Source organism: Bradyrhizobium lablabi, assembly GCF_018129385.1.
Classification (GTDB): Bacteria; Pseudomonadota; Alphaproteobacteria; order Rhizobiales; family Xanthobacteraceae; genus Bradyrhizobium; species Bradyrhizobium lablabi_C.
In genome coordinates this window covers 1-22,185 of record NZ_JAFCLN010000003.1, presented here as the reverse complement: position 1 = coordinate 22,185, position 22,185 = coordinate 1, and the positions used below count along the sequence as shown (strand labels likewise).

Below are 22,185 nucleotides of genomic sequence, written 5' to 3'. Positions count from 1 at the left end.
TGATACGGAGCCGTATCATTTTCCGTGACAAGGCCATTGGCAGCGGCTAAGGCTTGGCTCAACATTGCCCGCAAAAATATCCTGCCGGAGGCCGCCAAATGATCCCAAACGCGCACAAGATGTTCAATTTCGACCTCGGCGAAACGGCGGATGCGATCCGCGAGACCGTGCACGATTTCTCCCAGAACGAGATCGCGCCGCGCGCCGCCGAGATCGACCGCTCAAACCAGTTTCCGCGCGACCTCTGGCCCAAAATCGGCGCGCTCGGCCTGCACGGCATCACCGTCGAGGAAGAGTATGGCGGCGCCGGCCTGGGCTATCTCGAGCACTGCCTGGCGGTGGAGGAGATGTCGCGCGCCTCGGCCGCGGTCGGCCTGTCCTACGGCGCGCATTCCAATCTTTGCGTCAACCAGATCCGCCGCAACGGCAACGAGGCGCAGAAGCGCAAATATCTGCCAAAACTGATTTCGGGCGATCATGTCGGCTCGCTGGCGATGTCCGAGCCCTCCGCCGGTTCCGACGTCGTCTCGATGAAGACACGCGCCGAGAAGAAGGGCGACCGTTTTGTGCTCAATGGCAACAAGATGTGGATCACCAACGGCCCGGTCGCCGACACGCTGGTGGTCTACGCCAAGACCGATGCGGCCGCGGGACCCCGCGGCATCACCGCCTTCATCATCGAAAAGGGCATGAAGGGATTTTCCACCGCGCAAAAGCTCGACAAGCTCGGCATGCGCGGCTCCGACACCTGCGAACTCGTGTTCGAGGATTGCGAGGTGCCGGAGGAGAACGTGCTCGCCGAGGTCGGCCGCGGCGTCAACGTGCTGATGAGCGGGCTCGACTATGAGCGCGCGGTGCTGGCGGCAGGTCCCATCGGCATCATGCAGGCCTGCATGGATGTGGTGCTGCCCTACGTGCACGAGCGAAAACAGTTCGGCGAGCCGATCGGCACGTTCCAGCTCGTGCAGGGCAAGATCGCCGACATGTACACCACGATGAACGCCTCGCGCGCCTATGTCTATGCGGTGGCCAAGGCCTGCGACCGCGGCGAGACCACGCGCGAGGATGCCGCCGGCGCGATCCTCTACGCGGCTGAGAAAGCGACGCAGTGCGCGCTCGATGCGATCCAGTTGCTCGGCGGCAACGGCTACATCAACGACTATCCGACCGGCCGCCTGCTGCGCGATGCGAAGCTCTATGAGATCGGCGCCGGCACCAGCGAAATCCGCCGCATGCTGATCGGGCGGGAACTTTTCGACAAGACGGCGTAGCGCGCAGGCAACAGCCGCGCTCTTTCTGGAGGCCGTCATTCGGCACGCGCCGAACGGCACGGGCCCGGAATCCATAACCATCATCGCAACTTGCGTGCAGCTCGCGCGGCGTTTGCCCGGAGCGGAGAGTGATTTAGATCACCTCGTCGAAAACCTCGATCATATTCCCGGCGACTAATCCGTGGTTTGATATGCCCGCAATACCACCTGGAGTCGTTTCCCGTGAATCAGTTTGCCTGGACCCCGACGAACCCGCCTCCGATGCCGGTTCCGCCGCCGCTGCCTGCCACGCTCGAATTCACCGGCGAGCGCAAGGGCTTTTTCGATCTCGTTGCGCGCGGCGCCGGCCTTGAGTTGATCACGCTCGGCTTCTACCGGTTCTGGCTCGTCACCGACGTTCGCCGCCATCTGTGGTCGAACACGGTGATCGATGGCGACGCCGCCGAATATACCGGCCGCGGCCGTGAGCTGCTGATCGGATTTCTGATCGCAATGGCGGTCCTGATGCCGATCTATCTCGGCTATTTCCTTGTTGGCATCGAGGCCGAACGCTGGCAAGCGCTGGCCAGCTTTCCGCTGATCGCGGCCTTCTACGTGTTCGGGCAGTTCGCGATCTACCGCGCCCGCCGCTACCGGCTGACGCGCACGATCTGGCGCGGCGTGCGGTTCTGGATGGACGGCTCGGGCTGGGCCTATGCCGCGCGGGCGACGCTGTGGGGCGTGTTCGCGATCCTGACGCTCGGCATTGCCTCGCCGTGGCGCGCGGCCGCGCTCGAACGCTACAAGATGCGGCACTCCTGGTATGGCGACCTGCAAGGCGATTTTGAAGGCCGCGGCTGGGAGCTGTTCAAGAAAGTCTGGTGGCTGTGGCCGGTGACGCCGATCGCGCTCTTCATCTTTCCGCTGCTGCCGTTCCTCTATGCCTACTACAAGGCGGTGGAGTGGCGCTGGTGGCTTTCCGGAATCCGCTTCGGTGAGGTGCGCGTGCAATCGACGCTGGAGCCGAGTGCGTTGCAGGGCCTGTACTGGAAGGTGATCGGCTGGTCGGTGCTGTTTTTCACGGTGTTCGGCATCCTCATCGCCGGCGCCGTGCCGCTGCTGACGAAACTGAGCGAGGCTGCCGGACCGGATGCGGTGATGCAAACCCCTGCCATGATCGCGGTGACCGTCATCGGCTATCTCGCGCTGGCGCTCGGGATCAGCGTGGTGGCGCGGCTTTATCTGTCGCGCGATCTCTGGGTCAGGGTGCTCGCCTCGACGACGGTGACGGGCCTTGAGGCCGCCGCGAACGTCGCGGCGCGCGGCGACCTTGCCAGCGCGCTCGGCGAGGGCTTTGCCGACGGCCTCGACGTCGGCGGGTTTTAGCGCATGATCTCGGAAAAGTGTGAAGCGGTTTTCCGCAAAGATCATGCGGAGCTCAAATAATGGCGGGTGAACCGGCGATCTATTTCGACGGGACGTCGAGCCGGCGCCGCACGGCGACGCTGGCCTTCTCCGATGCGCTCGAAATCCATGGCGACGAAGGCGTCATCACGCGTTGGGCCTATGCCGATATCCGCCGGGCCGACAGCCCATCCGGCACGTTGCGCCTGTCGTGCCAGACCGCGCCGGCGCTGGCGCGGCTGGAGATCCGCGATGCGGCGCTTGCCGCCGAGGTGACATCGCGCTGCGCAAAGCTCGACGACCATCATCTCGGCCGCCGTGGCGTGGCGAAGATCGTGTTCTGGTCGCTGGCGGCGACGGCCTCGATCATCCTGATCGTCCTGTTCGGCGTGCCGCTGGCGGCCGATCGCCTCGCGCCGCTGGTGCCGGAGGGGCTGGAGCGGCGGATCGGCGACGTCACCGAGAAGCAGGTCAAGCTTCTGTTTGACGGAAAGGTCTGTAGTAACGCCGCCGGACAGCGGGCCTTTACAAAACTCGTCAATGCGCTGCGCGAGCAGGCGGGTCTCGATCCCTCGGTGCAGACTGCCGTGTTGTCCTCGCCGGTCCCTAACGCCTTTGCGTTGCCGGGCGGCAAGGTCTTCTTGTTCGACGGCCTGCTGGCGAAGGCGGAAAATCCGGACGAGATCGCCGGCGTGCTGGCGCATGAGCTCGGCCATCTCAAGCACCGCGACAACATGCGCGGGCTGATCTACAACGGCGGCACCTCGTTCCTGATCGGGCTGCTGTTCGGCGACATCACCGGCTCGAGCGCGCTGATCTTTGCCTCGCGCACGCTGGTCACCGCCTCCCATTCGCGCGAGCAGGAAGGCAATGCCGATACGTTCGCGATCGAACTGATGCAAAAACTCGGCCGCTCGGCCAAACCGATGGGCGAGTTGCTGTTTCGCGTCACCGGAAAGGAGGGTGGCAGGGGCCTTTCGATCCTCTCTGGCCATCCGTTCACCGAGGACCGCCTCGCACGCATGACGCGCGAACACCGGCCGCCGAGCGGGCCGCCGCTGCTGACGCCGGACGAATGGGTGGCGCTGAAGAATATTTGCAGGACCGGTTCGAAGGTCTAACTCCGTCATGGCCGGGTAGCCCTTTCTTCACCTCGCCCCGCTTGCGGCAGGGCTATCGCATATGGCCCATTGAGCGTGTGAGCGAGCCCGGCCTTCATGGTTCGAGACGCGCCGCAGGCGGCGCTCCTCACCATGAGGGTTCTAGGATTTTGCCACGAAACAAGACCTCATCCTGAGGAGCCCGCCAAAGGCGGGCGTCTCGAAGGATGGCCACAACGAAGTCGCCTCATCGAGTCCTCGCTCATATGCGATAGCCCTGCCGCTTGCGGGGAGAGGTCGTATCGCATCGGAGATGCGATACGGGTGAGGGGGACTCTCCGCGAGTCCAATCTCACCGAATGTGCGGAAGCAGCCCCTCACCCCAACCCTCTCAGAGCGAGCTTTGCTCGTCTCGGCCCCGCAAGAACGGGGAGAGGGAGCTTCACACCTTCTCACTCCGCCAAACCATTCACCTTCTTCACCCAGGCCCGCACATCGGCGAGCACATCAGGCAGCACGGCCCGAACTTCCGCAACCGTCATCCCGGCCTTGATGCGGGGATCGTACAGCAGGTTGAGCAGATACTGGTCGTAGACATCGAAGTAGCCCATCGAGACGCTGTCGTTGAACATCGTCCAGGGCACCGTCGCGGTGTCGTTGATCGGCCCCAGCGATTGCAGCAGTTCTTCATAGGCGCAGTCGAGGAAGACGAAGTCGCCATTGTCGACGGTGAGGATGACGTCGGAGCGCTCGATCTCGAATTTCTCGTTCTTGCGAAAGCCCGACAGGCATTGCGGATCGAGCGAGGATTTGATCTCCCTGGCGCGTTCGCCGCCATAGAAGGTCGCGATGGTGCGATAGAGGTCGCGGTCGCGCACCAGCTTGACCAGCACATTGGCGCCTTCGCTGTTCTCGGTGACGGCGATGTCGAGATGCTGAACCTTGGCCGCGATGTCGGCGACGATCTTTCCGATCTGCGCCTTGCGGTCGGCGCGCGTGCCGTCGGCGAATACCCGCACGGGCATCTCATACTTGCGGATGCGGTCGACGCGGCCGGCGAGGTGATACTCGGCGCCGAAGGCCGTCTTCATGAAGCCTTCGACGATCTCGGCGTCGGTGAAGCTCTTCTTCTCGGTGCGCTGGCGGTGAGCGATCGACGCAGGTTCGCCGCCTGCGGACGGCGCCACGGTGCACGCGAATATCAGGGCCGCCAAAATGGACGCGAGCAGATACTGCGATCGGTAGAAGGCGCACATCGATTGACGCTGCCGGAATCGGCGCAGCTAGGCAAGCCGGATCCGGGCCCGCCGTTCTGGCGGTCCGGTTCCATCTGACCAGCTCTGGTTACCTGACGACCACGGTCGTGCCGACGCCGACGCGGCTATAGAGGTCCACCACGTCCTCATTGGTCATGCGGAAACAGCCCGATGACACCGCCTGTCCGATCGTCTCGGGTTCGTTCGAGCCGTGGATGCGATAGAGCGTCGAGCCCAGATACATGGCGCGCGCGCCTAGCGGATTTTCGATACCGCCGGGCATGTGCCGAGGCAGGTCCGGGCGGCGGCGCAGCATCTGTGCCGGCGGGGTCCAGCTCGGCCATTCCTTCTTTGCGGTGATGCGGTGGACGCCGGTCCACCGGAAACCGTCGCGGCCGACGCCGATGCCATATTGCAGCGCCTGTCCGCCTCCCTGCACCAGATAGAGCCGCCGCTCGCTGGTGCTGATGAGGATGGTGCCGGGCGGATAGTTGGTCTGCAGCATCACAGTGCTGCGCGGAATCGAGCTTCCGCCGCGGCTATAGCCGCCGCCGAAGCCGGGCCCGCCGCCCATGATGTCGCGCATATCAAAAAAGCCTTGGGCCTGCGCCTGGCCGGCCGCCGTCAGCATTGCTACTGCCGCAAATAAAACCGTAAGCCCCCGGATCATTTTTCTTCCTCGCGAAAAATCAAATGTTGCAGCGAGACAGGCCATATCGGCGGCCGTTTCGCAACCAACGAGCCTGTGAGGCAGGCATTTTCGTTTAGCACCGGTAAAAAAGGCAACACATGCGTCGCGATGGCAGCAATGTCCGGCTAAGCCTTTGACGCAGCGCCTGAACAATGGTTGATCTGGACCGGCTTTTTAGAATGCCGAAGGGGAGCGAAGCGATGAACGGTGCGGAAAGTCTGGTGCGGACATTGGTCGCAGGTGGGGTGGATGTCTGCTTCACCAATCCCGGCACCTCGGAGATGCATTTCGTCGCTGCGCTGGATCGGGTCGAGGGCATGCGCTGCGTGCTCGGCCTGTTCGAGGGCGTGGTGACGGGTGCCGCCGACGGCTATTTTCGCATGAAGGGCACGCCGGCCTCGACCTTGCTGCATCTCGGCCCCGGCCTCGCCAACGGCCTTGCCAATCTGCACAACGCCAAGAAGGCCAATTCCGGCATCGTCAACATCGTCGGCCAGCACGCTACCTATCACATCGGCTACAACGCGCCGCTGACCTCGGATATCGAGGGCCTGGCGCGGCCGATGTCGGCCTGGGTGCGCACCTCGCCGGACGCGAAATCCGTCTCCACTGACGGCGCCGCCGCGATTGCCGCCGCCAAAAGCTCGCCGCCGCAGATCGCGACCCTGATCCTGCCCGCCGACACCGCCTGGAACGAAGCCGACGGTATTGCGCAAGTGCCGCAGGAAACCCAGCGCCCGAACTACTCCTCGCAGGCGGTCGATCAGGCCGCCAAGGTGCTGAAGAACGGCGGATCGCAGAATTTGCTGTTGCTCACCGGCGCCGCACTCACCGAAAAGGGGCTGGCGCTGGCCCAGCAGATATCAGGCAAGACCGGCTGCAAGGTGATGGGCCAGACCTACAACCCGCGCATGGCGCGCGGCCGCGGCCGCTACTCGATCGACCGCATTCCCTATGTGATCGAGCAGGCGCTGCCGATCCTGAAGGATTTCAAGAACATCGTGCTGGTCGAGGCCAACGATCCCGTCGCCTTCTTCGCCTATCCGAACAAGCCGAGCATGCTCAAGCCCGAGGGCTGCGAGGTGCATCGCATGACCAATGGCGGCGAAAACTCCGTCGCCGCGCTGGAAGCGCTCGCCCACGCGCTGCATGCCAAACCACAGGACGTGCAGCCGCAGAAGATGGTGGAACTCGCGAAGCCGACCGGCGCGCTGACCCACGCCTCGATCGCGCAGGCGATCGCGATGGCGATTCCGGAAAACGCCATCGTGGTCGATGAATCCATCACCACCGGCCGCCAGTTCTTTCCGCCGACCGCGGCGGCCAACCCGCATGACTGGCTACAGAACATGGGCGGCTCGATCGGCTTTTCGACGCCGGTCGCAACTGGCGCGGCCGTTGCATGTCCGGACCGCAAGGTGATCTGCATGGTCGGCGACGGCAGCGCGATGTACACGCTGCAATCGCTGTGGACGCAGGCGCGTGAAGGCCTCAACGTTGTCACGATTGTGTTCGCAAATCGAATCTACCAGATTCTGCGCGGGGAATTCGACGGCGTCGGCGCCGGCGAGCCGGGCAAGCGCGCGCAGGACATGTTGAAGATCGATCGCCCGACGATCGACTTCGTCGCGCTGGCCAAGGGCATGGGCGTGCCGGGCCGGGCGGTGGCGACCGCGGACGATTTCGTCAAGGCGTTGGCGGAAGCCGTCGCAGAGCCGGGGCCGCGGCTGATCGAGGTGCAGATGTAGCGGCATCCGCCGTCCTCTGCGGAGTTTGGGGGACGGGATGAGGGGCGAACTCGACAAGCTCATCGGCGCGATCAGGGAGCTTTACGCGCGCGAGGAATACTTGTTTGACAAGGATCTCGGCGAGCGCACGCTGACGCATCGCCTCGCGGTATATATCGAGCGGCAGTTCGACGGCTGGGAGGTCGATTGCGACTACAACCGGCTCGGCGAGCGCCTGTTGAAGCTGCCGCACGGCTCGATCATCTCCACCGATGACGGGCTCGGCAAATCGATCTTCCCCGACATCGTCGTGCATCGGCGCGTGGTTCCGGAAAACCTGCTTGCGATCGAGGTCCGCAAGGAAATCAATCACCAGCCGGTCGAGCATGACCAGCACAAGCTGCGCGGCATGACCGATCCGCATCTGTGGTTCGCATACCGGCTCGGCGTCCTGCTCGTACTCGGCAAGAAGCAGGTGAAGGCCTCCGATGTTTATCTTGGCGGCGTAATCGATCCCGTGCTGTCGAACTGGTTCGCGGGAAGGCTGAAGGATACGTGCGGGTAAGGCCGGAGGCGGGTGGAATAATCCACCCTCCAGGCGCCCGCCCAACCGTCATTTCGGCGTAGCGGACTTGTCGAAAGTGAATTCCGTTTCGCGAAGTATGCTTGGCACGAGACGTTCGGAGAAGCCTGCCAGAAAACTCCATACGACGAGGAGTGCCCATGATTTGCTCGGATAATACAGCCGGAACGACACCGGAATGTCTCTGGCCGCGTAGTCTGCGGTTTCGCCGGGCGCAGGCGGCGGAAATTTGAATCCTTCGATGCCGATCTGGGTGAAGTCGGGGAAAAGGCCGCCGCTGACGATGCCCGATTTCAGAAAGAAAAAGACGATCACGGCGCCAATCATCCCGACGGAAGCTCGCAGCAGGATCGAGGCATAATCACGCGCGTCCTTGAGGCCGCCAATCGTGAGCGCATTCCAGTTCGATTGCAGGTAGAGCAGGCGGCTGAACAATGCTCCGAACAGGCCGGTCGTCGCTGCACAGTAGAGTGGAAGCCATGACCATGAAGAAATGTTGATGGGCTCGTGGCGCAGCAGATTGTAGTACAGCACCAGGTACGGAAGTATGAACAGTGTAAAGGCGGCCAAACCGAACCACACGATCTTGGTGGTCGCTTCCCTGCGAATGGGCCGGGAAAAGAACTTGCGCTGTTTTGTCGAGTGGGTTTCTTCCAGCGTTTCAAGCAGCAGCGATCTGATGATCGCATCGTTGGCCCCGGGATGGCTGGGGTCGACGGCCAGCGCTTGCGCGGCCAGGTTCAGGCGTTTCCATGCCCCGACATTTTCTTCGAAAGCCTGAGCGAGACGGCGCGTCAGCTCTTCCCGCAGATACTGGGAAGGCTCATAGAGCACGAACAGGCGCTCGATCCGGTAGGCCTGATTCCATGATTCATTTTCTCGATTCGTCCAGTCCGTCCTCCTGAGTTCGGCGAGCGCGGCGGAGAGGTCCTTGAGAGCGGCCTGTTTTGCCGCATCGGCTTTTTGCGCCAAAGCCGGATCCATGGCGGCGCCAGTCCCTTGATCCTGCGTGTGCGCAATCCGTCGAAGCCGTACATCCAGCACGCTCAGAAAATTGCTGAATACCGGATCCAGCGGCCGCGTTGCTGCCGCGTCGGAACTCGACGTCATCGCTTTGGGAGAGGCTGGTGTTGCGTTGGATGGAGTTGTCACTTCGCGCTCCCGAGAATATGAGTAGCCGCGACATTGATGGAAAAGGGCCGGGTACGGGCAATCGGGCTCGAACGATCAATACGCACAATTGCCATCACAATTTATGCGTGTTGGCAACACTGGGTGCACTGCGGAAGGGGTAAAGGAATGGCGATCTTGATGTGGCTCTTGCGATCGACCTTCGCAGTTGCGTTCATTGTCGCAGGGACCGCCGGAAGCAAGACAGCCTGGGCGCAGGCCAATGCCGGCGCGACGCCTCCGACGCTCGCGACCTTCCAGGCCATCGCCGCCGACCCGAAGGTCGTCAAGACGCTCGACGACATCAAGGCCGACGACGGACGCACCTTCGAGGAGCAGAAGCGCATCACCGAAATTCCGGCGCCGCCCTTCAAGGAAAAGGTCCGTGCCGAATACTACCTGAAGCGGATGCAGGAGCTCGGCTTGAAGGATGCCGCGATCGATGCTGAAGGCAATGTGATCGCGCTGCGCAAGGGCAGTGGCGGCGGGCGGCCGAAGCTCGTGGTCTCGGCGCATCTTGATACGGTGTTTCCCGAGGGCACCGACGTCACGGTGAAGGAAAAGGAAGGGGCCATTGTCGCGCCCGGCATCGGGGACGATTCACGGGGGCTGGCAGCGCTGCTGTCGCTGGTGAAGGCCATGAACGAGAACGCCATCGCCACCGTCGGCGACATTCTGGTGGTCGGCACGGTCGGCGAGGAGGAACTCGGCAATCTCCGCGGCGTGAAGGCGCTGTTTCGCGACCACAAGGACATTGACGGCTTTATTTCCATCGACGGGCTCGGCATTACCCGCGTCGTCAACCAGGCCACCGGCAGCCATCGCTACGAGATGACCTTCAAGGGGCCCGGCGGCCACTCCTTCCAGGAGTTCGGCCTGCCAAGCGCGATCCACGCCATGGGGCGGGCGATCGCCAAGATTTCCGAGCTCCAGCCGCCGTCCGATCCCAAGACCACCTTCACGGTCGGCACCGTCAGCGGCGGCACCTCGGTCAATGCGATTGCCGCCGAAGCGAAGATGGCGGTCGACATGCGCTCAAACTCGGAGCAGGAGCTGCTCAAGCTGGAAGCGCGCCTGCTCGACCTCGTCAAGGAGGCGGTGGCGGACGAAAACGCGCGCTGGAAGACCGACAAGATCTCGGTCGAGGTCAGGCTGATCGGCGATCGTCCCGCCGGCATCGTCTCGATGGATTCGCCGATCGTGCAGGCCACCCAGCGCGCGGTCGGCGCCATCAGCCGCGGCCCGCGCGCGACCTTCGCCGGCTCCTCCACCGATTCCAACATCGCGATGTCGCTCGGCATTCCCGCCGTCACCATCGGCGGCGGCGGCGAGGGCGGCAACTGGCACTCGCGCAACGAATGGTACAAGCCGACCGATGCCTGGATGGGCCCGCAAAGCGCGCTGCTGACGGTGCTGATGCTGTCGGGGCTCGACGGCGTGACCCAGCCGGCGCTGGCGGTGCGGGCGGGGAAGTAGGGTTTGCCCTTGCGAACGCCACCGGCTACCGGCTCCAGATGGCATAGGTGCGCGTCGGAGGTAAAGCCGTGATCCGCGCCATGGTCCGGCGTGCATTTGTGCTGATGGCAGCCTTCGTTGCGGGTTTGACGCCGGTCACCTGCCTTGGCGAAAGCAGCAAGCGGTTGCCGGCCAAGGCAACAAGGGAACTGCCGCCCGAGCTGCTCTCGCTGCTCCAACAGAAGAAGATGCCGAAAAATTCGCCGATCGTGATGCGCATCTTCAAGCAAGAGGCGGAGCTCGAGGTCTGGAAGCAGGACAGCACCGGTCGTTTCCAGGTCCTCAAGACCTATCCGATCTGTCGCTGGTCGGGCGATCTTGGGCCGAAGTTATGGGAGGGCGACCGTCAGGCTCCGGAGGGCTTCTATACGGTTACGCCCGAGTTGATGAATCCCAACTCCAACTTCTATCTTTCGATCAACCTCGGCTACCCCAACAACTTCGACAAGGCGAACAACCGCGACGGCAGCTTCCTCATGATCCATGGCGATTGCTGGTCGAGCGGTTGCTATGCCATGACCGACGAACAGATCAGCGAGATCTATTCGCTGGCGCGCGACTCGCTGCTCGGCCGGCCGTCGTTCCAGGTCCAGGCCTATCCGTTCCGCCTGACGCCGGCCAATCTGGCGCGGCACCGAAACAGCCCGAACCTTGCCTTCTGGAAGATGCTCAAGATCGGCAACGATCATTTCGAGACGACGCAGCTCGAACCGAAAGTAGATGTGTGCGATCGCCGCTATGTATTCGATGCGCAACCTTCGCCGAATTCACCGCAGCCTCTCGTGTTCAATCCCACCGAAAAATGCCCCGCCTTTGTCGTCAATCCGGAAATCGCGCGGCGGGCGCTGGAAAAGCGGCGCGCCGACGAGCGCGAGTTCGCGCAATTGGTCGAAGCCGATGTGCCGGCGGCCTCGATCTACAGCGGATGGGACGGCGGCATGAACAAGGCTTTCCTCGTGCAGTTTCCGGGCAGGGTGACGCTTGCGAAAGTGATGCCGTACGCATCCTACATACCGCCATTGCCACCGATCCCCTGGATCGACAACGATGGCTCGTTGACGAGCAAATGGTTTGGCGTCTCGTTCTCCGGACCGATGGTGTGTGATCGCGCCAGCTTCCCATCGAGCCGGTGCTGAAGTAATTCGAGAGGAACTGTTCGACAGGCTCAGCGTTTGAAATGGCGCTGGTCGCCGCGGGCGTTTGCCTGATTTTTTGGCCACCAGATTTCCCGAGGTGACCGAGAAATGGCGAGCCAAGTCCTTCCTGCGTCCGCGTTTCAAAATCCGGCGGTGGCGCTGTCCGGCGTGGTCGATTACGGCATGTACATCAGCTTCCGCAATCAGTTCAACAACACCGCCGGTCTGGATTTTGTCGTGGTCGAGCTGTCGACACTCGGCGGCGATCCCGAGGTCGCGCGCATGATGGGCGAGGACATCCGCTTCGCCAGCGAGATGTCGCCGCAGCGCCGCTTCGTGTTTCTCGGCAAGGCCGCGATCTATTCCGCCGGCACCACCTTCATGAGTTTTTTCGCGCGCGAGAACCGTTATCTCACGCGCGGCTCGCGCCTGATGATCCACGAGCGGTTGTTGTCGAAGGATCTGGCTCTCAACGGTCCATTGACGGTCTGCCGCGCCACCATGCAGGCGACGCTGAATGAGATCGAATGCTCGATCGCGATCCAGAACGAAGGCTTTCAGAATCTCGTCAACGGCTCGAAGGTGACGCTGGAGGAAGTGATCCGCCGTGCACCGGCGAACTGGTATGTCGAGGCGCAGGAGGCCAGGGAGTTGGGGCTGATCGAGGCCGTTTTGTGAGGCGGAGCCGCCCGAATCGTCGCCGAGTATGCCGCCAGATCGACACGATTTCTGCGAATTCCGGCCAAAGGGCGATTCAAACATCCCCCGTCTTCAATGGATGAGGGACTTCTCCATGGCCTACAATATTGTTGCAGAACGCGACAATGAGACCGTCAGGATGCGGCGCAATTCCTCGATCATCGCGATTGCCAAGGCGCGCGTATGGGCGAGCGAGGGCTGGGAAGTCACCATCATCGACGATGATGAGAATCCGCTGGTGCCGGCCGACGCGCAGCACCTGTTGCCGTCCTGAAAGGATTGGGGGGTGGCTTGCGACCGGACCGGGGGCTGTCCTGCCTGAGAAGGCGGCAGCCGCCGGTCCGGATTTTTTGAACCTTGCTACGCGGCCGGCTTCACCATTTCATGCCGCACTTGTCGGCGTATGGATCGGCATTGTCCCGGGAGACCACGCCGAGGTTCTTCATGGTGAACTCGCCGGCGTCATCCCTGATCACTTCCTGGAGGTAAAAATCCTGGATCGGGAAGTGATTGTGGTTGAACCTGAATGAGCCCCGCACCGATTTGAAATCGGCCTTGCGCAAGGCATCCCGCACGGCATCCTTGTTGCTCAGATCGCCCTTCACCGCCAGCACGGCACTGTTGATGAGCATCGCTGCATCGTAGTGCTGCGCGGAGTAGTACGACGGGTAGCGCTTGTACTTCTTGCGGAAGTCGGCGACGAAGCGCTTGTTGGTTTCGTTGTCGAGGTCCTGAACCCATTCCTGGGTGCTGAGGTGACCCAGTGCCAGCTCCTTGATATGCGGTAGGGTGAGCGCGTCCACGGTGAACACGCTGTAGATCGGAATGCTCTCCTTCAGCCCGGCTTGCGCATATTGCTGCATGAACTGCGCGCCGGCCTGTCCGGGATAGAACACCCAGACCGCGTCGGGCTTGACCGAGCGGACCTTGGTCAGCTCGGCGGAGAAGTCGAGTTGACCGGGCCAGCCGGTATATTCCTCGCCGACGACCTCGCCCTTGAATGTCTTCTTCACGCCGGCCGCCATGTCCTTTCCGGCGGCGTAGTTCGGCGCCAGCAGGAACAGGCGCTTGACGCCCCGCTTGTTCAGCGTCTCTCCGAGCGCCATCGGCGTCTGGTCATTCTGCCAGGAGGTCGAGAAGAAATAGGGAGAGCACTGCTCGCCGGCGATCTGCGACGGTCCCGCATTGCCGCTGATCAGGAACGTCTTGCCGTCGACCGCCGGCTTCAAGGAAGCGAGCAGCACGTTGGACCAGTTGAAGCCGGTGATGAAGTCCACCTTGCGCGAGAGGACGAGCCTTTCGGTGGCCTGCTTGCCGATCTCGGGCCTCATCTGATCGTCCTCGTAGGCGACGTCGACGGAGAGGCCTCCCATCTTTCGGCCGAGATGGTCAAGGGCGAGCTCAAAGCCGTCCCGCTCATCGTTGCCGAGCGCGGCGTTCGGGCCGCTGAACGTGTTCACGAAACCGATCTTGACTGTGCCATCGGCGGCTGGCGCCGCCGAGACCGACATCGCCAGCGCGGCTGCCGCGAGAAGCTGCTTCTTCATGTCTCTCTCCCAATGCCGGAAGTTTGATGCTGCGCGTTTTCAACGAATGCGAAGTCCCGTCATGCGTCCCATTCGACATGCAGCTCCAGCGGCCCCCGGAAGGAGACATTGGGGGCAAACCGAAGCTGCTGGTCGCCGGCAAGGCGCAGATTTCGCAGCCGCTGCGACAGGATTTCGATCGCGATCGCGGCCTGCATGCGCGCCAGCGGCGCACCGAGGCACAGATGTGCGCCGACGCCGAACGAAAGATTCTCGCGGGCATTCGCTCGCCTGATGTCCAGGCTATCGGGATCGTCGAACACGGCGGGGTCGCGGTTTCCCGATCCCAGCATCAACAGCAGGTTCGAGTGCTGCGGAATCTTGACGCCGCCGACCTCGACATCCGCTGTCGTGTGGCGCCGCCATGCGATGACCGAACTGTCCAGCCGCAAAATTTCCTCGACGGCGTTCGGGATCAGGCCGGGATCGTCGACGATGTCCTGCCAGGCCTGCCGGTCGGCCAACAGCCGCCGGAAGGCGTTTCCCAGCAGTCCCGTCGTCGTCTCGTGCCCGGCAAACAGCAGGCTGAGAATCACCGTCGTGGTTTGTTGCTGCGTCAGCCCGACGCCGTCAGGATCGAGCGCATGCGCGAGCGCGCTGGTAAAATCGTTTTGCGGCGTGCGCAGCCGCGAAGCGACCAGTTCTTCCGCGTAGCGCCAGAACGCAGCCATACCCTGCGCGGCGCGGACCTGGTCGTCGTCGCCGGGGCGCCCGTAGATGAAAAGGATGCGGTTCCAGGAGCCCGTCTTGATGCGCTCGACCTCTTCGTCCGGGATGCCCAGTATCCTGAACAGCACGCGAACCGGCAGATCCCAGGCCAGTTCGCGGACCAGATCCGCGTTTCCGCCGCGAAACCGCTGCTCACAAAATCGGGCGACCAGGCTGCGGATGAACGGCTCCATCTCCGCGACGCGCTTTGGCGTAAAGGCTGTGTTCGCCAGCTTCCTGACTCGCGTGTGCTGCGGCGGATCGACATCGGCGAGCGTTGGAATCGCTTTCCATCCGCCTTCCCTGAGTGCCTTCGCCGCCATGGGACACACGGCGCTCACCGGCGCATTGGCGTTCCGCGCCGAGAATGTCGGCGGATTGCGAAAGATACCCTTGATGTCGGCGTGACGCGTGATGACCCAATGCTGGACTGCCTCGCAATAGAACGCGGGTGCGATCTCGCGCGCTTCGGAAAGGAACGGGTAGGGGTCCAGCAGATAATCGGCGCTGAGCGGATCGAACCGCGAGCCAAGCTCGCGAACGGTATCGCGATCGATGAAATTCATCGCACCCTCCCTGCATCTCGGGGTCGTTAGCGACCTTCGCTTATATGATAAGTGTACATATCAAATGTGCACTGTCAATAACAACCGGCCTTAGCGTTGGCCAGACCGTTTGCGAAGGAAGAAACTGCTCCGGCCGCGCGAACCATTTGCCGGAAGGCGTTTGAAGCCGTTATACGATTGGATTCAAATTGTTAGGGGACGGCAGGGACGAGATGGCGTTCAACATTCTCTATTCGAAACCGGGTCATTTGATCCGGAGGGCCCATCAGATCGCGGTCGCGCTGTTCATGGAGGAGTGCGCGGACTTCGACATCACGCCGGTGCAATATGCGACGCTGGTCGCGATCCGGGAGACACCGGGGATCGCGGCCATCCAGTTGTCGGCGATCGTGGCGTTCGATCCGGCGACACTCGGCAAGGTGATCGAGCGCCTGGAACTGAAAAAGCTGGTGAGCCGGCGCACCACCGCCGCGGACAAACGCGCCAAGTGCCTGTTCCTGACGAAGGAAGGGCAGGCCCTCGTGGAATCGGTTGAGCCGGCCGTCATGCGCTCACAGGAGCGGATCCTCGCGCCGCTCACGGCCAAGGACCGCAAGACCTTCATGAAGCTGCTCGACCGGATGGTCGAGACCAACAATCAGTGGTCACGCGCCCCGCGGGGGCCCATCCTTTCAACCACCCGCCGGCGCGCGGCGGGACGGTAGCCGGCTTTCCCCTCCGCCGGTCGCCGCCCTGATGGCCGGGCTGTTCCTGTCATCGGCGTTTCAAATCGTCCGTCAGTCCCTGGCGGAATTGCGGCAGCCGGCTGGCGTCCCTGCGGAGTAGGGAGGCTGCGGGCGCCTTCGGCAATCGGTAGCCCTTCACCAGCCCGAAGATCGCAGGGATCACGATCAAAGTCAGCAGCGTCGAGGAGATCATGCCGCCAATAACAGGCACGGCGATGCGCTGCATGATCTCCGAGCCGGTGCCGGTGCTCCACATGATCGGCAACAGGCCGGCCATGATCGCGACCACCGTCATCATCTTCGGCCGCACCCGCTCCACCGCGCCCTCCATGATGGCGTCGTAAAGGTCGCCGCGGCTCAATTCCCTGCCTTCGGCGTCCCGCCGTGCCGCGACCGCGGCCAGCGCCTGATTGAGGTAGATCAGCATGACGACGCCGGTTTCCGCGGCAACGCCTGCCAGCGCGATGAAGCCGACCGCGACCGCGACGGAAAGGTTGAAGCCGAGCCACCACATCAGCCACAGGCCGCCGACCAGCGCGAACGGCAGCGACAGCATCACAATCATGGTTTCCGTGATCGAGCGGAAGTTGAGATAGAGCAGCAGGAAAATGATCGCCAGCGTGACGGGGATGACGATCTTCAGCCGCGCCGTCGCGCGCTCCAGATATTCATACTGCCCGCTCCACATCACGTAATAGCCCGGCGGGAACTGGATGCTGGCTTGCACTGCGCGCTGCGCTTCGGCGACATAGCCGCCAAGATCGCGGTCGCGGATGTCGACATAGACATAGGTGGCAAGCAGGCCGTTCTCGGTCCGGATCGTCGACGGCCCGCGCGCCGGCGCGACTTTTGCGACCTCGCCGAGCGGAACGGCTCCGCCGGCCGGCATCGGCACCAGCACGTCGCTCGCGATGGTCTTCGGGTTGTCGCGCAGGTCGCGCGGATAGCGCATATTGACGGTGAAGCGCTGCCTTCCCTCGACCGTCGTGGTCACGCTCTGGCCGCCGAGCGCCGTGCCGATCGTGTCCTGCACGTCCTGCACCATGATGCCGTAACGCGCCAGAGCGGTACGGTCGGGCGTGATGTCGAGGTAATAGCCGCCGATGCCGCGCTCGGCATAGGCCGACGAGGTCCCAGGCACGGTCTTCAGCACCTGTTCGACCTGCTTCGCCAGCCTGTCGATCTCGACCAGATCGGTGCCGATCACCTTAACGCCAACAGGTGTGCGGATGCCCGTCGATAACATGTCGATGCGGGCCTTGATCGGCATGGTCCAGGCATTCGACACGCCGGGAAATTGCAGCGCCTTATCCATGTCAGCGGTCAGGCTGTCGATCGTCACCCCGGGACGCCATTCCTCCCTCGGCTTCAGATTGATGACGGTTTCGAACATCTCGGACGGTGCCGGGTCCGTCGCCGTCGCCGCACGCCCCGCCTTGCCGTAGACCGAGGCCACTTCCGGAAACGACCGGATGATCCGGTCCTGCATCTGCATCAGCTCTGCCGCCTTGGTGACGGAAATTCCCGGCAGCGTGGTCGGCATGTAAAGCAGCGTGCCCTCGTTCAGATTCGGCATGAACTCGGTGCCGAGTTGCCGCGCCGGCCAGACGCTGGCTGCGAGCACGGCCATTGCCAGCACGATGACGAGCGTCTTGGCGCGCATCACGCCCTTGATGACCGGCCGGTACACCCAGATCAGAAAGCGGTTGATCGGGTTGCGGTGCTCCGGAACGATTCTGCCGCGCACAAAAATCACCATTAGTGCCGGCACCAGCGTCACCGACAGCAGCGCCGCAGCGGCCATCGCAAAGGTCTTGGTGAACGCCAGCGGGCTGAACAGCCGCCCCTCCTGCGACTCCAGCGTGAAAATCGGCATGAAGGACACGGTGATGATCAGCAGACTGAAGAACAGAGCCGGCCCCACTTCAGCCGCCGCCTCGATCAGGATGTCGAGGCGGGATTTGCCGGGTTCCGCCCGCTCCAGGTGCTTGTGGGCGTTCTCGATCATCACGATCGCTGCGTCCACCATGGCGCCGATCGCAATCGCGATCCCGCCGAGGCTCATGATATTGGAGCCGATCCCGAGCAGCTTCATCGCGCCGAACGCCATCAGGATGCCGACCGGCAGCATCAGGATCGCCACCAGCGCGCTGCGGACATGCAGCAGGAACACGATGCAGACCAGCGCGACGACGATGCTTTCCTCGAGCAACGTATGCTTGAGGGTGGCGATCGCCGCATTGATCAGGTTGGAGCGGTCGTAGACCGGCACGATCTCGACCGATTTCGGCAGACTGCTCGCGATCTCGGCAAAGCGCTTCTTGACATTCTGGATGACGTCGAGGGCGTTGACGCCAAAGCGCTGTAGCACGATGCCGCTCGCCACCTCGCCCTCGCCATTGAGTTCGGCGATGCCGCGCCGCTCATCGGGACCGAGCTCGACCCGGGCGACGTCGCGCAGCAGCACCGGGGTCCCGTCGTTCACCTTAAGCACGATATTGCCGAGGTCGTTGATGCCCTTGAGGTAGCCCCTGCCGCGGATGACGTATTCGAATTCCGAAAGCTCGACCGTGCGGCCGCCGACATCGGCATTGCTGGCACGGATCGCCTCGCGCATTTTCTGCATCGTGATACCTAGGTCCCGCATGCGCTGCGGATCGAGCACGACGTTGTATTGCCTGACGAAGCCGCCGACGCTGGCGACTTCCGCGACGCCCTCCGCCTTGGCGAGCGCGAACTTCAGATTCCAATCCTGAATCGCGCGCGTGTCCGAGAGGTTCAGCTCTTTGGACATCACCGCGTACTGGTACACCCAGCCGACGCCGGTGGCGTCGGGGCCGATCGTCGGGGTCACGCCGTTCGGCACCCGCGATGCCGCGGCATTGAGGAATTCGAGCACGCGCGAGCGCGCCCAGTAGATGTCGGTGCCGTCCTCGAAGATGACATAGACGAACGAGACGCCGAAGAACGAGAAGCCGCGCACCACCTTGGACTTCGGCACCGTCAGCATCGCCGTCGTCAGCGGATAGGTGACCTGGTCCTCGATCACTTGCGGCGCCTGTCCCGGGTATTCCGTGTAGACGATGACCTGCGTATCCGACAGATCGGGAATGGCGTCGAGCGGCAAGTGCAGCAGGGCGTAGAGACCGGCCGCTGCCGCAAAGCCGGTGCCGAACAGCACCAGCAGCAGGTTGCGCGCCGACCACGCGATCAGGCGGGCGATCATGGCTGGCCTCCCGCTTCCGAAAGGCCCTTCAGTGCGGCCTTGAGGTTGCTTTCGGCATCGATCAGGAAGTTCGCGGAGATGACGACCTGCTCATCTTCCTTCACGCCTTCGCGGATTTCGACGTAACCGCCGCCGCGATGCCCGAGCTTGACTTCCCGCGGCTCAAACCGGCCTTCGCCTTTGTCGATCAGCACCGCCTGCCGGGCGCCGCTGTCGAGCACGGCGCTTTCGGGCACGGCCAGCACGGGCTCGCCGCTTCCGGTATCGATCTCGGCGTCGACATACATGTCGTGCAACAGGATCAGGTCGGGATTCTGCAATTCGATGCGAACGCGTGCCGTCCGCGTCTCCTTCTTGATCTCGGGATAGATGACCTCCACCCGTCCGGTGAACTCGCGTCCAGGGAAGCTGCGTGCCCGGACGGTGACCGGTTGCCCCTTGGCGATCAAACCGAGGTCGCGCTCTGCGATGTCGATCAGAGCCCACATGACGGAATGGTCGGCGATCCTGAAGAGGACGCCGCCCGGCTGGACGCGCATACCCTCGATCGCATTGCGCTCAAGGACGATGCCGTCGCGGGGAGCCGACCATTCGATCGATGTCGGAACGGCTCGGCTTTTCTCGAGGGCCGAGATGGCAGCCTCCGGTACGCCGAGGTTCACCAATCGCTGCCGAGAGCCCCGGCCGTATTGAACGTCGCCACTGGTCGTCCTGGACGTAATCGTGGCGAGGTATTCCGCGGCCGCGGACGTTACCGACGGACTATAGACCTCCATCAAAGGCTGGCCCTTGACGACATGCGATCCGGTTGTGACATCGGCCACCTTCAGGAGGAAGCTTTCGGACCTCATTGCGACGACGGAGACGCGCCGCTCGTCGAGTTGAATCGTCCCCGGCGCCCGGACCGTGGAGTTGATTGGGCGGCGTGACACCGGCTCGGATTTCACGCCGGTACGCTGGATTTTTCCGGGCGAAAGTTTGATCGAACCTTCGTCACTGTCTTCATCCTCATAGACCGCGATGTAATCCATCCCCATGGAATCCTTCTTCGGTACCGGCGAGGTATCGGGAAGGCCCATCGGGTTGCGGTAGTACTTGATCTTGCGTGCAGTGGTGGTGGACGTTGCCGGCTTCGTCTCCTCGGCCGCATCATCGAAGCTGACGTCGGCACTGGCGGGAACGGCGCGATAGTCACGACCATCCTGCGTCTTTTTCGGCGTCAACGAATAGAAGGGCTTGCCGTCCGGGTCCTGATAATAGATCGGTTGCCCGCCATCCGCCGAGGCCGATGCGATCATGGTGACGCGGACCGGCGACCGCTGCGCGCCGGTGACCACAAGCCATGCCGCTGCCGCCGCGATCGCGGCGGCGGCTGCACCTGCCATGACGGCCCGGCTCATTTCTGCGCCGTGATGACAAGCTTGTTGTCGACGGTCCCGGTCTCACCCTGAACCTTGGCGCCGAGCGAAAGTTGCCAGCGGCCGGCCATGCTGAACGCCGCCTTGAACTTGTAGGTCCCCGGCTCGCCGCCTGGCAGCGGCGTAACCTTGGTCGCCATTTCCTGCATGGCGTCGGGAGCCATGTCGAGACGCGTCGCAAAGATGACGGCGTCCGGCACCGGTTTGCCGGTCTTGGTGTTCACGAGACGAACCGTGATGACCTTGTCGGGTCCCACCGCAATCGTCTCGCCGACGAGTTCGAATCTGTAGTCCTTGATGTCGGCCATCGCCGGCGTGCTTGCGCCGGCGAAGGCAGCAATCACAAGCGCCGCCCGGACGGCGTGCGCGAAATTGAACGTGTTCATATTCCTGATCCTCGATTTTCCTGGTCCGCGGTGGAAACCGCATGCGACTTCCGAGCGCCCGCGGGCGCACGGAAGCAATCGGCGCGAAAGCGCGCTGCTTAGACCTGGGATCGAGGGGGTTGGTCGGGAGGTGGCCGGTCGAGCCCGGCGGCAGGGGTATCGTCACGAACGATGTGCAAGGTCCGGACCGGATATCGCAGCGGCAAGGCAGCGGCCAAAGACGGGCTCGCCTGCGCAGTTTGCAGCATGCACATCGCGATGAGCGGGCAGTCCTGACAGTCCATGCTCTTCTGGTTCGGACAGCACGGCATATCGTCCGACATCGACATGTCATCGGACATCGACGTGTCCGTGACGCCGAAGGTCTTGCTCTGGACAGCCGCCGACGTCACCAGTGGCGCAAAGGCCAGACCGGTGATCACGCAAGCCGCGAGAACGAGGTTAATGAGCCGGCACAGCATCGTGCGGTCGTTATGCCACGTAGCATGGAACTTTGAAAGGCTTCCAATTCACATGTCCGCTAGCGGCTATCTCGCTTTGGAACATGGTCCTCATCGAATACAGGCTGAGCCTGGAATACCCGAACGGTCTCAAGCACATTGCTCCGTCGGGCAAATCACTTCCGATTTTCGGAAATCATGTCAAGCCCCTCGCGTAAAAATATTCCGCTTGTCAATTTCGGCAAATCAGAATTATAACAACGCCACCTCATCCCCGAGGAGGGGCGTTGGCCATCGCCACCAAACGTTGGGATGGGATGCGGTGGACGCGGGCGGCGTGCTTGACGAAGCGCTGATCGCGTACGGCGAAGTCGTGTGGTCCTGGCGCCGCGACGCTGGCGCTAAACCTTGCGGAATTTTCCGCGAGGCGATGGTGACAACAAGCCCGCTCACCAGGGAGAGCGCGATATAAGCCGTAAAGCCATTGCGCAGGGGATGTCGGAGTGTTCTCCGCTCACCTGTATGCTCGTGTGCATTTTTTCGTTGCGCAAGCACAGCACACGAGACCGCGGGTGCAGCGCGCACCCGGCATTCCCTGC

19 protein-coding genes are annotated in these 22,185 nt (G+C 62.9%); 10 read left to right on the top strand and 9 right to left on the bottom strand.

Going from position 1 to position 22,185, the window contains the following annotated elements; translation table 11 throughout:
* Window positions 1-98 precede the first annotated feature (98 nt).
* From JQ628_RS06790 to JQ628_RS06780, 3 genes are all read left to right on the top strand, one after another.
* The gene (locus JQ628_RS06790; protein ID WP_212221191.1) at window positions 99-1,271 is read left to right on the top strand and encodes an isovaleryl-CoA dehydrogenase; all 1,173 of its coding nucleotides are present in this window, start codon (window positions 99-101) and stop codon (window positions 1,269-1,271) included.
* Between the two features lie 222 nt (window positions 1,272-1,493).
* Window positions 1,494-2,636 carry a DUF898 family protein gene (locus tag JQ628_RS06785; protein ID WP_433996114.1) on the top strand — a complete coding sequence of 381 codons (1,143 nt, stop codon included), beginning with the start codon at window positions 1,494-1,496 and terminating at the stop codon, window positions 2,634-2,636.
* A 59-nt stretch (window positions 2,637-2,695) separates the two neighbouring features.
* A complete protein-coding gene (locus JQ628_RS06780; RefSeq protein WP_212221189.1) occupies window positions 2,696-3,775 on the top strand; it encodes a M48 family metallopeptidase in 1,080 nt (359 codons plus the stop codon).
* A gap of 431 nt (window positions 3,776-4,206) precedes the next feature.
* Here JQ628_RS06780 and JQ628_RS06775 read toward each other — a convergent pair whose 3' ends face one another.
* Both JQ628_RS06775 and JQ628_RS06770 read right to left on the bottom strand, forming a co-directional pair.
* Window positions 4,207-5,010 (bottom strand): DUF2927 domain-containing protein, encoded by an 804-nt coding sequence (locus JQ628_RS06775; RefSeq protein ID WP_212221187.1) that lies wholly within the window; start codon window positions 5,008-5,010, stop codon window positions 4,207-4,209.
* Between the two features lie 88 nt (window positions 5,011-5,098).
* Window positions 5,099-5,680, bottom strand: a complete 582-nt coding sequence (locus JQ628_RS06770) for a L,D-transpeptidase (RefSeq protein WP_212221185.1) — start codon at window positions 5,678-5,680, stop codon at window positions 5,099-5,101.
* 221 nt (window positions 5,681-5,901) lie between these two features.
* Between JQ628_RS06770 and JQ628_RS06765 the strand changes: the two genes are divergently transcribed.
* Window positions 5,902-7,449 carry an acetolactate synthase large subunit gene (locus JQ628_RS06765; RefSeq protein WP_212221183.1) on the top strand — a complete coding sequence of 516 codons (1,548 nt, stop codon included), beginning with the start codon at window positions 5,902-5,904 and terminating at the stop codon, window positions 7,447-7,449.
* Window positions 7,450-7,486: 37 nt separating this feature from the next.
* Window positions 7,487-7,993, top strand: coding sequence for a hypothetical protein (locus tag JQ628_RS06760; RefSeq protein WP_212221182.1), 507 nt, complete (start codon window positions 7,487-7,489; stop codon window positions 7,991-7,993).
* Between the two features lie 48 nt (window positions 7,994-8,041).
* On the opposite strand, the gene JQ628_RS06755 is transcribed toward JQ628_RS06760, so the two are convergent.
* A complete protein-coding gene (locus JQ628_RS06755) occupies window positions 8,042-9,163 on the bottom strand; it encodes a hypothetical protein (protein WP_212221180.1) in 1,122 nt (373 codons plus the stop codon).
* Window positions 9,164-9,310: 147 nt separating this feature from the next.
* Here JQ628_RS06755 and JQ628_RS06750 point away from each other — a divergent pair, with 147 nt between their 5' ends.
* The 4 genes from JQ628_RS06750 (at window position 9,311) to JQ628_RS06735 (ending at window position 12,805) form a co-directional block, all read left to right on the top strand.
* On the top strand, window positions 9,311-10,657 hold the full coding sequence (locus tag JQ628_RS06750) for a M20/M25/M40 family metallo-hydrolase (protein ID WP_212221178.1): 1,347 nt from the start codon (window positions 9,311-9,313) through the stop codon (window positions 10,655-10,657).
* 68 nt (window positions 10,658-10,725) lie between these two features.
* Window positions 10,726-11,832: a murein L,D-transpeptidase family protein gene (locus JQ628_RS06745; RefSeq protein ID WP_349628029.1), complete on the top strand. Its 1,107-nt coding sequence runs from the start codon at window positions 10,726-10,728 to the stop codon at window positions 11,830-11,832.
* Between the two features lie 108 nt (window positions 11,833-11,940).
* A complete protein-coding gene (locus JQ628_RS06740; protein ID WP_212221176.1) occupies window positions 11,941-12,510 on the top strand; it encodes a peptidase S14 in 570 nt (189 codons plus the stop codon).
* 115 nt (window positions 12,511-12,625) lie between these two features.
* Complete coding sequence (locus tag JQ628_RS06735; protein ID WP_212221174.1) at window positions 12,626-12,805, top strand: hypothetical protein; 180 nt, start codon at window positions 12,626-12,628, stop codon at window positions 12,803-12,805.
* A gap of 100 nt (window positions 12,806-12,905) precedes the next feature.
* On the opposite strand, the gene JQ628_RS06730 is transcribed toward JQ628_RS06735, so the two are convergent.
* Complete coding sequence (locus tag JQ628_RS06730) at window positions 12,906-14,078, bottom strand: ABC transporter substrate-binding protein (RefSeq protein ID WP_212221172.1); 1,173 nt, start codon at window positions 14,076-14,078, stop codon at window positions 12,906-12,908.
* Between the two features lie 59 nt (window positions 14,079-14,137).
* The gene (locus JQ628_RS06725; RefSeq protein ID WP_212221170.1) at window positions 14,138-15,391 is read right to left on the bottom strand and encodes a cytochrome P450; all 1,254 of its coding nucleotides are present in this window, start codon (window positions 15,389-15,391) and stop codon (window positions 14,138-14,140) included.
* Window positions 15,392-15,603: 212 nt separating this feature from the next.
* Here JQ628_RS06725 and JQ628_RS06720 point away from each other — a divergent pair, with 212 nt between their 5' ends.
* The gene (locus JQ628_RS06720) at window positions 15,604-16,095 is read left to right on the top strand and encodes a MarR family winged helix-turn-helix transcriptional regulator (protein ID WP_212221168.1); all 492 of its coding nucleotides are present in this window, start codon (window positions 15,604-15,606) and stop codon (window positions 16,093-16,095) included.
* A gap of 49 nt (window positions 16,096-16,144) precedes the next feature.
* On the opposite strand, the gene JQ628_RS06715 is transcribed toward JQ628_RS06720, so the two are convergent.
* The 4 genes from JQ628_RS06715 to JQ628_RS06700 all read right to left on the bottom strand — a co-directional run bounded on the left by JQ628_RS06715 (window position 16,145) and on the right by JQ628_RS06700 (window position 21,607).
* Window positions 16,145-19,342, bottom strand: a complete 3,198-nt coding sequence (locus JQ628_RS06715; RefSeq protein WP_212221166.1) for an efflux RND transporter permease subunit — start codon at window positions 19,340-19,342, stop codon at window positions 16,145-16,147.
* Window positions 19,339-20,742: an efflux RND transporter periplasmic adaptor subunit gene (locus JQ628_RS06710; RefSeq protein WP_212221165.1), complete on the bottom strand. Its 1,404-nt coding sequence runs from the start codon at window positions 20,740-20,742 to the stop codon at window positions 19,339-19,341. The genes JQ628_RS06715 and JQ628_RS06710 overlap by 4 nt, the downstream gene beginning before the upstream one ends.
* Complete coding sequence (locus JQ628_RS06705) at window positions 20,739-21,146, bottom strand: FixH family protein (RefSeq protein WP_212221163.1); 408 nt, start codon at window positions 21,144-21,146, stop codon at window positions 20,739-20,741. The genes JQ628_RS06710 and JQ628_RS06705 overlap by 4 nt, the downstream gene beginning before the upstream one ends.
* Before the next feature lie 98 nt (window positions 21,147-21,244).
* Window positions 21,245-21,607 carry a hypothetical protein gene (locus JQ628_RS06700; protein WP_212221161.1) on the bottom strand — a complete coding sequence of 121 codons (363 nt, stop codon included), beginning with the start codon at window positions 21,605-21,607 and terminating at the stop codon, window positions 21,245-21,247.
* Window positions 21,608-22,185 lie beyond the last annotated feature (578 nt).

Excerpts from the sequence above, each read along its gene's own strand:
- JQ628_RS06705 (WP_212221163.1), bottom strand. The coding sequence starts at position 21,146 with ATGAACACGTTCAATTTCGCGCACGCCGTCCGGGCGGCGCTTGTGATT.
- JQ628_RS06750 (WP_212221178.1), top strand. The coding sequence starts at position 9,311 with ATGGCGATCTTGATGTGGCTCTTGCGATCGACCTTCGCAGTTGCGTTC.
- JQ628_RS06720 (WP_212221168.1), top strand. The coding sequence starts at position 15,604 with ATGGCGTTCAACATTCTCTATTCGAAACCGGGTCATTTGATCCGGAGG.
- JQ628_RS06760 (WP_212221182.1), top strand. The coding sequence starts at position 7,487 with ATGAGGGGCGAACTCGACAAGCTCATCGGCGCGATCAGGGAGCTTTAC.
- JQ628_RS06725 (WP_212221170.1), bottom strand. The coding sequence starts at position 15,391 with ATGAATTTCATCGATCGCGATACCGTTCGCGAGCTTGGCTCGCGGTTC.
- JQ628_RS06715 (WP_212221166.1), bottom strand. The coding sequence starts at position 19,342 with ATGATCGCCCGCCTGATCGCGTGGTCGGCGCGCAACCTGCTGCTGGTG.
- JQ628_RS06775 (WP_212221187.1), bottom strand. The coding sequence starts at position 5,010 with ATGTGCGCCTTCTACCGATCGCAGTATCTGCTCGCGTCCATTTTGGCG.
- JQ628_RS06790 (WP_212221191.1), top strand. The coding sequence starts at position 99 with ATGATCCCAAACGCGCACAAGATGTTCAATTTCGACCTCGGCGAAACG.
- JQ628_RS06765 (WP_212221183.1), top strand. The coding sequence starts at position 5,902 with ATGAACGGTGCGGAAAGTCTGGTGCGGACATTGGTCGCAGGTGGGGTG.
- JQ628_RS06770 (WP_212221185.1), bottom strand. The coding sequence starts at position 5,680 with ATGATCCGGGGGCTTACGGTTTTATTTGCGGCAGTAGCAATGCTGACG.
- JQ628_RS06710 (WP_212221165.1), bottom strand. The coding sequence starts at position 20,742 with ATGAGCCGGGCCGTCATGGCAGGTGCAGCCGCCGCCGCGATCGCGGCG.
- JQ628_RS06735 (WP_212221174.1), top strand. The coding sequence starts at position 12,626 with ATGGCCTACAATATTGTTGCAGAACGCGACAATGAGACCGTCAGGATG.
- JQ628_RS06740 (WP_212221176.1), top strand. The coding sequence starts at position 11,941 with ATGGCGAGCCAAGTCCTTCCTGCGTCCGCGTTTCAAAATCCGGCGGTG.
- JQ628_RS06780 (WP_212221189.1), top strand. The coding sequence starts at position 2,696 with ATGGCGGGTGAACCGGCGATCTATTTCGACGGGACGTCGAGCCGGCGC.
- JQ628_RS06700 (WP_212221161.1), bottom strand. The coding sequence starts at position 21,607 with ATGCTGTGCCGGCTCATTAACCTCGTTCTCGCGGCTTGCGTGATCACC.
- JQ628_RS06730 (WP_212221172.1), bottom strand. The coding sequence starts at position 14,078 with ATGAAGAAGCAGCTTCTCGCGGCAGCCGCGCTGGCGATGTCGGTCTCG.